The sequence below is a fragment of the Paenibacillus jamilae genome, assembly GCF_050482105.1.
Classification (GTDB): Bacteria; Bacillota; Bacilli; order Paenibacillales; family Paenibacillaceae; genus Paenibacillus; species Paenibacillus jamilae_B.
Map to the genome: position 1 here is coordinate 143,874 of NZ_JBCNHI010000014.1, position 15,108 is coordinate 158,981.

At 45.6% G+C, this 15,108-nt stretch carries 10 protein-coding genes and 1 pseudogene; 7 read left to right on the forward strand and 4 right to left on the reverse strand.

What is annotated here, in order from left to right:
* Positions 1 to 19: 19 nt before the first annotated feature.
* From ABEW32_RS11905 to ABEW32_RS11915, 3 genes and pseudogenes are all read right to left on the reverse strand, one after another.
* A complete protein-coding gene (locus ABEW32_RS11905) occupies positions 20 to 1,192 on the reverse strand; it encodes an iron-containing alcohol dehydrogenase (RefSeq protein ID WP_430187947.1) in 1,173 nt (390 codons plus the stop codon).
* Positions 1,193 to 1,340: 148 nt separating this feature from the next.
* Positions 1,341 to 1,628: pseudogene (locus ABEW32_RS11910) on the reverse strand (ABC transporter permease subunit); the annotation flags it as partial.
* Between the two features lie 132 nt (positions 1,629 to 1,760).
* Positions 1,761 to 3,242 (reverse strand): PTS transporter subunit EIIC, encoded by a 1,482-nt coding sequence (locus ABEW32_RS11915; RefSeq protein WP_430187949.1) that lies wholly within the window; start codon positions 3,240 to 3,242, stop codon positions 1,761 to 1,763.
* Positions 3,243 to 3,560: 318 nt separating this feature from the next.
* Between ABEW32_RS11915 and ABEW32_RS11920 the strand changes: the two genes are divergently transcribed.
* Both ABEW32_RS11920 and glpK read left to right on the forward strand, forming a co-directional pair.
* The gene (locus ABEW32_RS11920) at positions 3,561 to 4,385 is read left to right on the forward strand and encodes an MIP/aquaporin family protein (RefSeq protein ID WP_430187951.1); all 825 of its coding nucleotides are present in this window, start codon (positions 3,561 to 3,563) and stop codon (positions 4,383 to 4,385) included.
* Positions 4,386 to 4,416: 31 nt separating this feature from the next.
* The gene (glpK, locus tag ABEW32_RS11925) at positions 4,417 to 5,910 is read left to right on the forward strand and encodes a glycerol kinase GlpK (protein ID WP_430187953.1); all 1,494 of its coding nucleotides are present in this window, start codon (positions 4,417 to 4,419) and stop codon (positions 5,908 to 5,910) included.
* An 85-nt stretch (positions 5,911 to 5,995) separates the two neighbouring features.
* On the opposite strand, the gene ABEW32_RS11930 is transcribed toward glpK, so the two are convergent.
* The gene (locus tag ABEW32_RS11930; RefSeq protein WP_430187955.1) at positions 5,996 to 7,036 is read right to left on the reverse strand and encodes a LacI family DNA-binding transcriptional regulator; all 1,041 of its coding nucleotides are present in this window, start codon (positions 7,034 to 7,036) and stop codon (positions 5,996 to 5,998) included.
* A 295-nt stretch (positions 7,037 to 7,331) separates the two neighbouring features.
* Between ABEW32_RS11930 and ABEW32_RS11935 the strand changes: the two genes are divergently transcribed.
* From ABEW32_RS11935 to ABEW32_RS11955, 5 genes are all read left to right on the forward strand, one after another.
* A complete protein-coding gene (locus ABEW32_RS11935) occupies positions 7,332 to 8,660 on the forward strand; it encodes an ABC transporter substrate-binding protein (RefSeq protein ID WP_430187957.1) in 1,329 nt (442 codons plus the stop codon).
* Between the two features lie 71 nt (positions 8,661 to 8,731).
* Positions 8,732 to 9,625: a carbohydrate ABC transporter permease gene (locus ABEW32_RS11940; RefSeq protein ID WP_430187959.1), complete on the forward strand. Its 894-nt coding sequence runs from the start codon at positions 8,732 to 8,734 to the stop codon at positions 9,623 to 9,625.
* Positions 9,625 to 10,443: a carbohydrate ABC transporter permease gene (locus ABEW32_RS11945; RefSeq protein ID WP_430187961.1), complete on the forward strand. Its 819-nt coding sequence runs from the start codon at positions 9,625 to 9,627 to the stop codon at positions 10,441 to 10,443. Before ABEW32_RS11940 ends, ABEW32_RS11945 begins: the two co-directional genes overlap by 1 nt.
* A gap of 23 nt (positions 10,444 to 10,466) precedes the next feature.
* Positions 10,467 to 11,813, forward strand: coding sequence for a GH1 family beta-glucosidase (locus ABEW32_RS11950; RefSeq protein WP_430187962.1), 1,347 nt, complete (start codon positions 10,467 to 10,469; stop codon positions 11,811 to 11,813).
* A gap of 18 nt (positions 11,814 to 11,831) precedes the next feature.
* Positions 11,832 to 15,071 (forward strand): cellobiose phosphorylase, encoded by a 3,240-nt coding sequence (locus ABEW32_RS11955; RefSeq protein WP_430187964.1) that lies wholly within the window; start codon positions 11,832 to 11,834, stop codon positions 15,069 to 15,071.
* The last annotated feature ends 37 nt before the right edge of the window (positions 15,072 to 15,108 follow it).

Consider the following 15,108-nt stretch of genomic DNA (forward strand, 5'->3'; position numbering starts at 1 on the left):
GGGCACTCCTTTTTGAATGTTATAACGATGCACGCAGTATAGCTAAAATATCTTCCTGTTTTAGCTTTTGATAATTACCGAAACCTCCATGCTCCATTTCACGGGCCGCAATGTTAGCGATGTTTTCCAATTGCTCATCATGAATGTTGTAATCGGCCAGGGTAGAAGGGGCACCAAGACTTGTCCAAAACGCACTTAGACGGTCAATACCTTCCAAGGCAATTTCTCTGTCTGTTTTACCTACAGTGTCCAAGTCAAACATACTGAGCATCAGCCGCTTCATGCGTGCGGTGTCCTGATCCACCGTATGTCTCATCCAGTTGGGAAACAGAATCGCCAGACCACCAGCATGAGGAATATCATATACAGCAGATAATGCATGTTCAATAGTATGCGAAGCCCAATCCCCGAAGTAACCCATTTGCAGCGTACCGTTCAGGGCAATGGTCCCAGCATATAATATCGTTTCGCGATGCTCGTAGCTGTGCAAATCCTCCAGCAGCTTAGGAGCCGTTTCGATCACGGTTTGCAGTACGGAAAAGCACATACGATCTTGCAGTGGTGTATTTTTGACATTGTGAAAGTACTGTTCAAACACGTGGCTCATCATATCCACCATGCCATACACCGTCTGATCACGTGGTACAGAGAAGGTATTTTTCGGGTCCAAAATCGAGAATTTTGGATGCGTCACCGCGCTGCCCCACACGTATTTTTCATTCGTTTCCCAGCTGGTGATAACTGAATCCGGGTTCATTTCTGAACCAGTTGCGGCGAGTGTAAGGATGGTACCGAATGGCAAAGCCTGGGTCGGCATATGTTTTTTATTGATAATATCCCACACATCGCCGTCATATTCAGCTCCTGCTGCGATGGCTTTGGTGCAATCAATAACACTTCCGCCGCCCACTGCAAGCAGGAAGTCTATCTTTTCATTTCGGCAAATCTCGATACCCTTCTTAACAGTGGACAAGCGTGGATTGGGTTCAACGCCGGCCAATTCATGAATGCTGAGGTGCAGAGGTTCCAGCGCGTTTAATACCTGGTCATACAAACCATTTCGCTTGACACTTCCGCCTCCATATACCAGCAAAATGTTTTTGCCGTAATTCAACAGCTCTTGCTGCAATTGTTCAATTTGATTGTCTCCAAAAATTAATTTGGTGGGATTATAATATGTGAATTTGTTCATCTGGAAGTTTCCCCTCGGTTTATAGTTCATGTTCAAATTGTAATCTCTTATCTTGACTAGCTCATAGAATATCTGACTTGGCCATGTAAGCTATTTGAAATGACGATTAACAATTATACATGAAAAGAATAAGGGGAATCAAGCAAAGCTAATCTTTGATCGCTCCGGCGGCAAGATCGGAAATAAATTGGCGGCTGATGAAAAGAAACAAAATAATAAGCGGGAGTACAGCCAGCAGGGTGCCAGCAATGACCATTGCATAATCCGTATTGTAAATCCCGTTCAACTGCGACAATGCAATCTGGAGGGTGAATTTGCGCTCATCCGTTAAAACGATTAACGGCCATAAGTAATCATTCCAAGCTCCTATAAAGGTAAATGCGCCGAGAAAAGCGAACGCAGGACGTAAAATCGGTAGTGCTACATTCCAGTACAATCATATGAAGCTGTTACCCATTTATGTGCATTGCCTTAACCAAAAACAAAAAATTTGAAACGTTTATTCATAATAAAAAGCACGTGCGTCTGTTATAGGAAGATCGCACGTGCTTAAGGCAGGGGATTAGCTTCATAACATCAATCGTTGTATCTCATCTTTCAGAGCTTCGGATCGAGTACCGAAAATAACCTGTAGGGTACCGTTCCCAAGCCTGATAATTCCTGACGCTCCGAGCTGCTTAAGAGCTTGATCGTTAACCGCTTTGTCGTCTTTGACAACAAGCCGTAGCCGCGTAATGCAGGCATCAATGCTTTGAATATTGTCTGGACCGCCGAGATAGCTTAGGACTTTGCTTGCCTGACTGGGCTGAGTGCCAGATGAGGCGCTTGCTTTTCCAACGGGTACGGATTCAGTCGCCTCAGACAGGAGATTGTCATCTATATCGTCTTCGCGCCCGGGAGTCTTTAGGTTGAATTTGAGGATGATGAAGCGGAACAGAAAATAATAGACGAGGGCGAAGACAAGCCCAATCGGGATCATTCGCAATGGATGGGTGGAGAGCTTCATATTGACCAGATAGTCAATGAGTCCTGCTGAAAAGGAGAAGCCGAGTTTGACATCCAGTAGGTATACGACTAGGCCGCTCAGACCTGTTAGCAAAGCATGAACGCCATAAAGCAGAGGTGCAACGAACATAAAAGAAAATTCGAGGGGCTCAGTAATTCCGGTCAGGAACGACGCTAGTGCAGAGCCGATAAAGATGGAAGCGACAGCTTTACGTTTTTCCGGTTTGGCCGTATGGATGAATGCAAGAGCCGCCGCTGGCAGAGCGAACATCATAATGGGGAAGAAGCCGGACATGAACATACCCGCCGATGTATCGCCTGCGAAAAAACGCGTCAGGTCACCATGAACAACTTCGCCTGCAGCATTGGTATAGTCACCAATTTGAAACCATGCGATTGAGTTCAACACATGATGCAGACCGAGCGGGATCAGCAGTCGGTTGGCAATCATAAACACCATTGACCCGATTCCGCCAAAGCCAACAATCCAGTTGCCGAAGGCTGCAATGCCATCTTGTATCGGACTCCAGATCATGCCAAGCAGAATAGCTAAAATCATGGTGGTGAAGGCTGTAATCATGGGGACAAAGCGTTTGCCCGAAAAAAAGCCAAGCCAATCTGGAAGTTGAATATTGTGATATTTCTTGAACAGATAAGCGGACCATCCACCGATAAAAATACCGCCCAATACGCCCATATCCAGCTTTACATCATCTGGAATATACGCGAATATGCCTGGTACGGCCGCTAAAATACGGGTTAGCACCAAGTAGGCAATGACTGCCGAAAGTGCGGCTACCGCGTCGCCTGCCAGGCCAATAGCAACACCGATGGAGAAAATGAGCGCCAGGTTGCCGAAGATGGCACCCGCCCCTTCATTCAGAAAAGGAGTGACATAGTGATTCAGAAATCCACCAACTCCAGGGCCAAGCGGAATGTCCGTTTCATAATTAATGAGAGCTAGTCCTTGCAAAATCCCTGCGGCGGGTAATGTAGCTACTGGAAGCATTAACGACTTGCCGATTTTTTGCAGAAATTTCAGCATAACATTCTTCCCTTCATCATCAAGTTTGGGAGTGTCGTATTCATCCTGAAACCCTTACATCCAGCCATTTTTTTACATCATAAATCGGGCAGTCTTACATGGTCAACGATTATTTTAGGATATAAGAAGACGTAAATCCGCAGTTGACATCGCTTACATGCTTATATAATATCAAATTTAAGTTAATAATCGTGACGGAGACGAGAGAGCCACGCAGACATCCCATGGTATAGCACAGGGTTGGTTTGTGATGGCTTTTCTTTTTTTGCGCGATGAAAACGATCAAAATCGGATGATCTATTTGAGGAGGTTGGTTGTATGTCGCCATACGCAGCCGAATTCATAGGGACAATGATTCTTATTGCCCTAGGTGGCGGAGTGTGCGCAGGTGTGTCCCTGAAAAAGTCGTTTGCCCACGCGTCCGGCTGGATTGTGGTCGGAATGGGATGGGGGCTTGCGGTAGCTATTGGAGTGTATGCGGTGGGTCAAATTAGCGGAGCGCATTTGAATCCGGCAGTTACCCTCGCGTTGGCATTTCAGGGTAGTTTTCCATGGCAGGATGTTCCCGGTTATATTGTGGCTCAGCTTCTTGGAGCCATGGCGGGTGCAGTGATCGTTATTTTGCATTATTGGCCTCACTGGAAAGAGACGGAGGACACAGCAGCCAAACTCAGTGTATTTGCGACAGGACCAGCTATTGATCATCCGTTTGGTAACGTGCTTAGTGAAATAATAGGTACTTTTATCTTTGTTCTTGCTTTGCTGTCGTTTGGTGCCAATTCGTTTACAGATGGCCTTAAACCGCTAATTGTTGGTTTTCTGATTGTCAGTATCGGTTTATCCCTTGGAGGCACAACAGGCTATGCCATCAATCCAGCGAGGGATTTTGGGCCGCGTCTGATGCATTATTTGCTACCAATTCCCGGTAAGGGAACGTCCAACTGGAAATATGCATGGGTGCCCATTGTAGGACCGCTATTGGGGGGATCTTTCGCAGGGCCATTTTATCAGGCCGTTTTTAAGGGGAGTGTGACTCCGGCTTTCTGGATTTTATTAGGGGTCATCGTAGTTGTACTCTTGATTACCTACCGTATCAGTCATACTTATAAAAATCACAAAATCGATCACAAGCTTACAGCGTAAAAACGATGGATTTACACGGGGAGAGATGAACATGGGAAAATATATTTTGTCACTAGACCAGGGAACGACAAGTTCAAGAGCGATTTTGTTCAATAGCGAAGGAGATGTGGTGTACTCAGCCCAACGGGAATTTCCGCAATATTTTCCTCACCCAGGCTGGGTAGAGCAGAATGCGAATGAAATCTGGAGTTCAATTCTGGGCGTTATTGCCTCCTGTCTTTCCGAATCCGGTGTAAAAGCAAACCAAATTGCTGCCATCGGTATTACCAATCAGCGGGAATCGGTGGCCGTGTGGGACAAAAATACAGGATTACCCGTGTATAACGTGCTCGTATGGCAATCACGCCAAACCTCGGATATTTGCGAAGAATTGAAGCGGCAAGGGCATGAGGAGTTGTTTCACAGCAAAACAGGGCTATTAATCGACCCGTATTTTTCAGGCACCAAAGTAAAGTGGATACTGGATCATGTAGAAGGAGCGCGGGAAAAGGCGGAACGAGGTGACTTATTATTCGGTACGATTGACTCGTGGCTAATCTGGAAACTATCCGGTGGAAAGGCCCATGTAACGGACTACTCCAATGCGGCCAGAACGCTGATGTACAATATTTATGAGCTTAAGTGGGATGAAGAGCTGCTGGACATTCTGGGTGTTCCGAAAATTATGCTGCCTGAGGTAAGGCCTTCTTCCGAGGTATATGCGTATACCGTGGATTATCATTTTTTTGGTCAGAATGTACCGATCGCCGGTGCTGCGGGTGACCAGCAGGCAGCCTTGTTCGGTCAGGCTTGTTATGAAAAAGGAATGATCAAAAACACTTACGGCACAGGCTGTTTTATGCTGATGAATACAGGAGATCAGCCGGTTGAATCCAAGCACGGTCTGATCACGACCATCGCTTGGGGACTGGAGGAAGGCAAAGTGCAATACGCACTTGAGGGGAGTGTGTTTGTTGCGGGCTCGGCGATCCAGTGGCTGCGAGACGGGTTGCGCATGTTCCGTGAAGCGAAGGACAGTGAGCCTTATGCAGCCCGTGTTTCCTCTACAGAAGGGGTGTATCTTGTACCTGCTTTTGTCGGACTAGGCAGCCCTTACTGGGATAGTGAGGTGCGTGGAGCGATGTTTGGTCTGACGCGGGGGACTACAAAAGAGCATTTTATCCGCGCTACCCTGGAGTCGCTCGCTTATCAAACCAAGGATGTGCTTACAGCCATGGAGATTGATTCAGGTATTACCGTGAAAATGTTGCGAGTGGATGGAGGAGCTGTGTTGAACAATTTCCTGATGCAATTCCAGAGCGATATTCTGGATGCGACGGTGGAACGGCCAGTTATCCATGAGACAACGGCGCTGGGTGCCGCATGTCTGGCAGGCTTGGCGATTGGATACTGGAAGAGTACAGATGAGCTTCGTAAGCGAGTGAGAGTGGAAACTTCCTTTACCCCTACGATGGATGAAGCAACACGTGACAGCCTGTATGAAGGCTGGAAAAAGGCCGTGAATGCAACGATGGCCTTCAAGTAATAACCTGAACGAAGAATCTTTAGATATTTAAACTGCAAAAAGGTGACTTCTGAATTTAACAGAAGTCACCTTTTTTAGGTATGTGCTATCCCTTGACCCTCGTATGGTTCCAATTTTGCCGGGCTCCACAGGAGGTTCGAATGACGAGTTCGGGCTCTACTTTAATACATTTCGTTTCCATTTGTTTATTCATCAGGTCAAACAGCACCATAGCGGCCAGACGACCTATTTTTTGCTTGTCTTGTTTTACAGTCGTCAGTGGAGGATCGGTATAACGACAGGCTTCAATATCATCACATCCTACTACGGCAATATCCTCGGGTACCCTCAAGCCGCTCTCCTTGAAAGCACGAATGGCACCAAAGGCAAGCAGGTCAGTAGCCGCAAAAATAGCCCTTGGTAAATCTCCTTGCTGTATCCAAGCCTTCGCGATCTGGTATCCATCCTCTGCCGCATAGTCTTTACCATACACGATCCACTCAGGTCTGACATCAAGGCTAAACCGTTTTAGTGATGTGATAAATGCTTCCTCTCTCTCTTTAATAACCAAGGAGGGGCGTTCAATACCTATAAAACCCATTTCGCGGTATCCATTCATGTAAAAGTGTTCAACAACCTTCATTGAGATCTTCTGATTGTCGGACATGATGTAACAGGAACTGGCTCCAGTTAGCTCAATATCGACACCGATGCAGGGGATGGGGCTGGCGTCGAGATCAAAAACACTTTTTTCCACTTCGTCTCCAGCAATAATAATGCACCCGTCCACAGAAAAATATTTCGAGCGAGCCAAATAGTCCTCACCATTATCCAGAAATTTCTCATTTGAAAAAAACAGCAGGTCATAACCGAGCAAGCCAATCTGCTTTTTAAATACATTAATGATATCCACAAAAAAAGGATGACTAAAATCAACATTCAGCTTGCCAGCGAATATAACGCCTACCAGATTGGACTTTTTGGTAGCAAGCGTTTTAGCCGAGGAGGAGGGTCTATAGCCTGTTTCCTCCATAATTTTAAGGACTCGCTGCCGGGTTTCCTCACTGATATCGGTATAATTGTTTATGATTTTCGAAACCGTTGCTACTGAAACGCCTGCCATGCTAGCTATTGTTTTTATATTCATGGAATCCTCCGTAACTAAACTGATTTAGTTGAATTGATCTTACATTTCAAACTCAATGATTACTCGTATTCTATGCTACCTCATAGAAGAGAGTCAACAGAGCTATTAAAGGATATACCCTAATATTTTAAGGAGTAATAACGATAATGTAACGGTGATTTGTATTTTTTATAATAATTTTTAAATCGCTATTTACAAATACAGGCTATTCGATACATAATAGTAGCTGTAATTAACTAAACCGCTTTCGTAAAGGTGTATGCATCTATTCTAAGATTACAGGGGGAATTTTGCAATGCTGAAAAAGTGTCTTTCTTTATTTATTGTAACCGCTTTAGTTGTGTTGTTAGCCGCTTGCGGCAAAGGCAGCGAAGTTGGACAGAACGGGAGTAAAAAGGTCACATTAAAGATTATTCATTGGCAGCAGGAGAACATCAATAACTACATCAAGGAATTTAATAAAAGGTTTGAAGAGAAGTATCCAGATGTTCAGGTGGAATATACAACGGTTCCTGCTGACTCCACTTACGATCAACTGATGCAAACGCGTATGAATGCGGGCTCAACCGGTGATGCAGACATTATTCCTCTGAAATTCAGCTTTGTAGGCGCGCCGCAGGAATGGTCTAAGGGGGCTGCTGATCCGATGTGGAAGCAGTGGATTGACGGAGGACTCATTGCAGACCTGTCAGACCAGGCTTTTATCAAAAACTATAATCCTTCAGATGTCAAAAATGCCATGACCTACAACGACAAAGTATACGGTGTGAATATGGGCAAGGTGGCACTGACAGGTCTGTTTTACAACAAAGAGATTTTTGAAAAGTATAAGCTTGCTGTGCCCACAACATGGGACGAACTGGTGAATGTTATGAAGGTGCTCAAGGATAACGGCGTGGAACCGATTGGTTTCGGCGGTAAGGATGTATGGCCTATTAATCTTGCAGTCCAAGGACTTCAAGCCTCTATCCATGATGATCAGCTGGAATATATCAAAGGGCTGTGGACAGGCAAGACCAAACTGACTGATCCTGTCCAGCTTGAGGTGCTGGAAAAAACACAAATTTTGATGAACAACGCCATTGGCGGATTTATGGGGATTGACTATGGAACCTTGCCAAGCTTATTTGCTTCCGGGCGTGTAGCGATGATTGCAGATGGTACGTGGGATGCAACTACGATTCAGACAGCCAATCCAGAGCTGAAATTTGGTTATTTCCCGATCCCAGGCAGTAACGATCCTGCCAAAAATAAAAACCTTGCAGGCAAATATGATATGACCTGGATGGTATTAGAGAAATCACCAAACAAGGAGTATGCGATCAAATGGCTTGAAATGCTCTCTGAAAAGCAGAACTACACAGATTTTGTGAATGCCGCCGGCTTTTTGCCTACACAGTCCGATGTGAAGATAAGCAGCGATTTTGTTAATGAAATCCAGCCTTCTCTAGAAAACTTCAAGCTCTCTTGGGATCAGTTGTTTATCAATCGTAAAAATGTCGGACAGTACATTAAAGAGGCTAGTGTACATGCGGAATTTTTGGCGCCTGCCGGTCCGTTAAAGACGCCTTTGGAGCTTGCACAGAAATCTCAGGCAGACTGGGATGCGGCAGCGCCTAAATAATCTATGGCTTTGACAAAAACACCAATAGTAACTGTAAAGCTCCCATAATAATGTAAAAAGGTGTGAGACCCATGTATCCCTTTGGAAAGGGTGCTGCCCGGATAATGCCATATCTTTTGCTAAGTATTCCGGTGCTGCTCTATTTGCTTCTTGGTTTTGGACCCTCTATGGTAACCGTACTATTTTCCTTTACAGATGCTACCGGGGTTCCCGGCCAGACGTGGAATTTTATCGGATTTGAGAATTACATGACCTTTTTTACCTCCTCCGATTCTGGCGATCGCATTGCTTCCATTGGCCGCTCCTTATATTTTGCCGTAGCGGTGGTGGTGATTCAAAACGCAGTTGGGCTGTTCATGGCTATCCTTATTAACAAAAAGCTTAAAGGTGATGTTTTATATCGCTCTGTATTTTTTCTGCCTGTTGTGCTCGGAGTAACGGTATCCGGTCTGATCTGGCAGCTGTTAGCCAACCCGCTTGGGGGGCCTGCGCAAGCCTTGATGAACTTTTTCGGAACCAGCTCCAACTTCTTCGGGGATTACAATATTGCATTTGAGCTCATTATTTTTGTGCAAATTTGGATGTACATGGGCTACTCGATGACTATTTTCTTAGCTGGGCTCCAATCCATCCCTAGTGATTTATATGAAGCGGGCTATATGGACGGTGCATCCGGATGGAAAGCGTTCAAAAATATTACCTTTCCAATGATTGCACCGTCCTTTACCGTCAATATGCTGCTGTCCATTATCGGTGCATTGCAAACCTTTGACATTATCTATGTGCTGACAGGCGGCAAATTCAACACGACGACCCTTGCATTTGATGTATATGCCACAGCCTTCGGCTCCGGGACATCAGATTATGGTCTTGCTTCCGCAGTTGCGATGATCCAGTTTGTATTCGTGTTTACGGTATCAATGATTGCGCTCTATTACTTGCGCAGAAGAGAGGTGGAAATGTAATGAGCAGTAGCAAAGGAACCAAAATAGTGAGCTACACCATCGTACTGCTCATGCTTTCGTTATATGTACTCCCGCTTTTCTACCTTTTTAACGTATCAATGAAGACGCAAAGCGAGTATTTGATGGATCCTGTAGCGCTAGCCAAGAGTCTGCGTTTGGAGAATTTCATAGATGCTTGGGAGAAAGGGAATTTCTCTCAATATATGTGGAACAGTATTTTGTATACAGGTGTATCTACGTTATTAACATTGATTATATCCGTGTTTGCCGCCTTTCCGCTGGCACGGGGATATGTTAAGTTCAGCACCTTCTTCTATGTATTTTTTCTGATATCCATGTATCTCCCTAATCCGCTAATTCCGCAATTTGCCCTTATTAATAGTCTGGGACTGTACAATACACAGCTTGGTTTTATTTTGCTGAAAACAACAGGTACCGGCATCGCTTTCCTGATGTTTGTGGGGTATATCAAGTCTGTCTCCCGAGAACTGGATGAAGCGGCTGCAATGGACGGGTGCGGGTATTCACGTTATTTGTTTACGATTCTTGTACCGCTGATGAAGCCCGTGTTGGCGACAGGCATCATTTTGACGGCCATTGGGGCATGGAACGATATTATAGGTCCTACCATTTATTTGTCTGATCCCGCATATCAGCCAGTGACCAAGGGATTGTTCTCCTTCTACGGACAATACATGAACAACTGGCCGCTGCTTGCTTGCGGTATCCTGATTGTTACACTACCGCTGGTTATTTTGTATATTTTCCTCCAGCGCTTTATTGTTGGCGGTGCAATGGCTGGAGCTGTGAAGTCTTGATTCCTGAAAGGACGGTACCGTGTATGAGCGAGAATACCTTTGTATTTCCTGCCACGTTTATGTGGGGCACTTCAACCTCTTCTTATCAAATTGAAGGTGGCACAAATGAGGGCGGCAGAACGCCCTCCATTTGGGATACTTTTTGTCAAATCCCCGGGAAGGTAATCGGAGGGGACTGTGGAGATGTAGCATGTGATCATTTTCACCACTTTAAAGAAGACGTGAAATTAATGAAACAGCTTGGTTTTTTGCATTATCGTTTTTCTGTAGCTTGGCCACGTATTATGCCCGCGCCTGGCATTATTAACGAAGAGGGGTTGCTCTTCTACGAGCATCTGCTGGATGAGATTGAGTTGGCTGGACTGATCCCGATGCTGACGCTGTATCATTGGGATCTACCGCAGTGGATTGAGGACGAGGGTGGATGGACGCAGCGAGAAATTATCCAATATTTTAAAACGTATGCCTCTGTAATCATGGATCGATTTGGCCAACGAATAAACTGGTGGAATACGATCAATGAGCCTTATTGCGCCTCTATTTTAGGGTATGGTACGGGAGAGCATGCCCCTGGTCATGAGAACTGGAGGAAAGCCTTTACTGCCGCGCATCATATTTTGATGTGTCACGGGATTGCCAGCAATTTGCATAAGGAAAAAGGCTTGCCAGGTAAGATTGGCATTACGCTGAATATGGAACATGTGGATGCGGCTTCCGAGCGACCTGAGGACGTGGCCGCTGCCATCAGAAGAGATGGCTTTATTAATCGTTGGTTTGCGGAGCCATTGTTTAACGGAAAGTATCCTGAAGATATGGTGGAGTGGTACGGAACGTATCTGAATGGATTGGATTTTGTACAGCCTGGTGATATGGAGCTGATTCAGCAGCCGGGGGATTTTTTGGGCATTAACTATTATACCCGCAGCATCATTCGATCAACGAACGACGCTTCGTTGCTGCAAGTAGAGCAGGTTCACATGGAGGAGCCAGTAACGGACATGGGATGGGAGATTCATCCTGAATCCTTTTATAAGCTGCTGACGCGGATTGAAAAGGATTTTAGCAAGGGCTTGCCCATTCTGATTACGGAAAATGGAGCAGCGATGAGGGATGAACTGGTAAATGGGCAGATTGAGGATACCGGGCGTCAGCGCTATATTGAAGAGCATTTAAAGGCCTGTCATCGCTTCATTGAAGAGGGAGGTCAGCTCAAGGGGTATTTTGTCTGGTCTTTCCTTGATAACTTTGAATGGGCCTGGGGCTACAGTAAGCGTTTTGGCATTGTGTATATCAATTACGAGACGCAGGAACGGACTCCCAAACAAAGTGCGCTATGGTTCAAGCAAATGATGGCGAAGAACGGATTTTAAATAGAAAAGGGGGATACGATGCAGCCGTATTATTTTGACAATCAAGGGCGTTTTGTGATTGAAAATTTTGCGCATGCCAAGCCCTTTTCCAGCTTCTTGCCCGGCATTGCTGGTGTTCAGGGGATTCCCCTGTGGGCGTATTATGTTAATCGTGGACAAGGAATTGCGAGCTTTGGTGTGGAGGATAAAAATGGAGCGATCATGGAATTTTTTCCGGCTAACCGCAGCTATAGTCTCGTACCGATCCACGGCTTCCGTACCTTTTTAAAGATAAAAACGCAGGATGAGTGGAGGTATATGGAGCCATTTTCGGCTGTGCGTCCTTTAGAGCATGAGCAACAAAAAATGTTAATATCCCGCCATATGCTGGAAATCAATAGCTCTCATCCAGATATAGGGCTGGAGGTGCGTGTGCAATATTTTACGCTTCCTCATGAAAGCTACGCTGCTCTAGTACGCAAGGTTGAGATTGTCAATCATTCCGACCAAGAACTTGAGCTGGAGGTGCTGGACGGCATGCCGGCTGTGCTGCCCTTCGGTATTGACAATACAGCTTACAAGGAGCTTGGATATACACTGAAAAGCTGGATGGATGTGTATAACCTCAATAACAGCATACCTTACTATAAGGTACGTGGAAGTACTGCGGATACAAGTGAGGTTCATCAGATTGAGGCGGGACATTTTATGTACAGCTTTGTGGAGCAGGATGGCAAGGCCAGACTAGTACGTCCCATTGTCGATCCGTCCATTATATTTGGTGAAAATACGTCCCTGACTTTCCCTGATTGCTTTATCCATACACGTGTCGAAGACCTGATATCACAGCAGCCAGTGACGACGAATAAAGTGCCTTGTGGGTTTAGCGGTTATACGGCACGATTGGCGGCAGGGACAGCTGTAAATCACTGTTCGGTCATCGGGCATGTGGATGATATTCAATTGATCAATGAACGGATTACAGAAATTGCAACGATGTCTTATATTGATCAAAAGGCGAAGGAAGCTAAAACGTTAATCGAAGAGTTGACGGATGGAATGGCCACGCAGACATCCATTCCATTGTTTGACGAATACTGCCGTCAAAGCTATCTGGATAATCTGCTACGTGGGGGTTATCCATTATTGCTGGACAATGGCACGGAGCAACCCTTTGTGTACCATGTATTTTCGCGCAAGCATGGAGATCTGGAACGAGACTATAATTTTTTCAAACTCCAGCCGGGGTATTATTCGCAAGGAAATGGTAATTTCCGCGATGCGAACCAGAATCGGAGAAATGATGTGTGGTTTAACCCGGGAGTCGGAGACTTTAATATTCGTTTGTTTATGAGCCTGATTCAGCCGGACGGCTATAACCCTCTTGTTGTAAAAGGCTGTAGATTTCAAATACGAGAGCTCGAACCGTTGCTGGAACAGGTGGAAGTGGCGGACCATTCGTCTTTACGTGCTTTTTTTCAATCGTCATTCACTCCGGGCGAGCTGATTCAGCACATCATTCATGACAATATTGGACTAAAGCAAACGATGGAAACATTTGTGACCGAAGCCCTCAAGCATTCCGAACAATGCTATGAGGCTGATTTTGGGGAAGGCTTCTGGATCGACCATTGGACTTATAATATGGATCTAATCGAAAGCTATTTGAGTATCTTTCCAGACAAACAAGAAGAACTCCTGCTCATGACCAGAGAGTACATGTATTACGACAGTCCGGCATGGGTACAGCCGCGCCGAAACAAATACGTGCAGATGAAGGATGGACGTATTCGTCAGTACGGAGCGGTTATAGAAAGCAAGGAGAAGAAGGCTCAACTTCACACGCGGAGCCGCGATGTTCACTGGGTTCGAACCGGACGAGGCAACGGAGAGATTTACAAGTCCAATTTGTACGAGAAGCTGCTGTCCTTGGCTGCCATCAAGCTGTCTACATTAGACCCAGAAGGCTTGGGAATTGAGATGGAGGCGGGGAAACCGGGATGGAATGATTCCATGAATGGACTTCCGGGCCTGTTTGCTTCGGGCTTTAGTGAGCTATGCGAGTTACAGCGACTCGTAAGATTTTTAATACATGCACAGATGAAGCTCTCGGCAGACTTTGTGCTGAGGCTACCGCTAGAGGTAGCCAGGTTGATCCAAGAATTAGGGCTTGCAATTGAAGAGTACTACCACGATTTTAATGATGCGGAGCCTGGGAATAGATGTAGGGATCATAGCTTCTGGTCACGAATTTCGGATGCTAGAGAAGCATATCGTGAAACGGTTCGCTTTGGATTTGAAGGGACAGAAGCAGCATTGTCGTTTGCTGATGTGCTGGAGTTTTTGCAGCGGGCTGAGCGTAAGATTCAAGAGGGGATGGATAAGGCTCTGCATATAGGAAAAGGGATATACCCAACCTTCTTTTATTATGAAGCTAGAGAATTCGAGGCGCAGGAGGATGAGGACGGGGGGGTGTTTGTAAATATACATTCCTTTAAACGCAAGGATATACCGTTCTTTCTGGAAGGACCAACCCGGGCTATGAAAGTAACTGGCGACATTGTAAATGGGCGGAAGCTGTATCGACAAATCAGACAGAGCGAGCTTTACGACAGAAAGCTAGGGATGTATAAAGTGAATGAGAGTCTGGCGGGGCAGCCGTTTGAGCTTGGCCGTTCCAGAGCTTTTACGCCAGGGTGGCTGGAAAATGAATCGATATTTATGCATATGGAATATAAATATTTACTTGAGTGTTTAAAGGTGGGTCTATACACTGAATTTTTTGCAGATATCCAAAAAGTGCTACCCCCTTTTATGGATGCTGCGATCTATGGAAGAAGTACGCTGGAAAACAGTTCCTTTATTGCTAGCAGTGCCAATCCTGATGCAAGTTTGCATGGAACGGGATATATTGCGAGGCTGAGTGGATCTACAGCAGAATTTATTCATATGTGGCTATGGATGATGACAGGTGGGCAGCCATTTGGCTATGATTCTAGGGGGCTTACCTTGAAGCTGGAGCCCAAGTTGCCAGGCTGGCTGTTCACAGCTACAGGTGAGTTAACCTTCTGCTTTCTTGGAAGCTGCCAAGTGACGTATTATAATACAAGTCGTATGGATACTTACGCGCAGGACTGCATAGTGAAACAGTATATACTGCATTACAGCAACGCTGAACAGAAGACAATAAACCAAGCTGTATTAGACCCAAAAGAGGCACAGGATGTGAGAAATCGGCTGGTTTCTCGTATCGAGGTGCATCTGGAGAGTTCGCTTTAATTCATTTTAAAGCCGTCATGCTGCAAATAGAGCATGA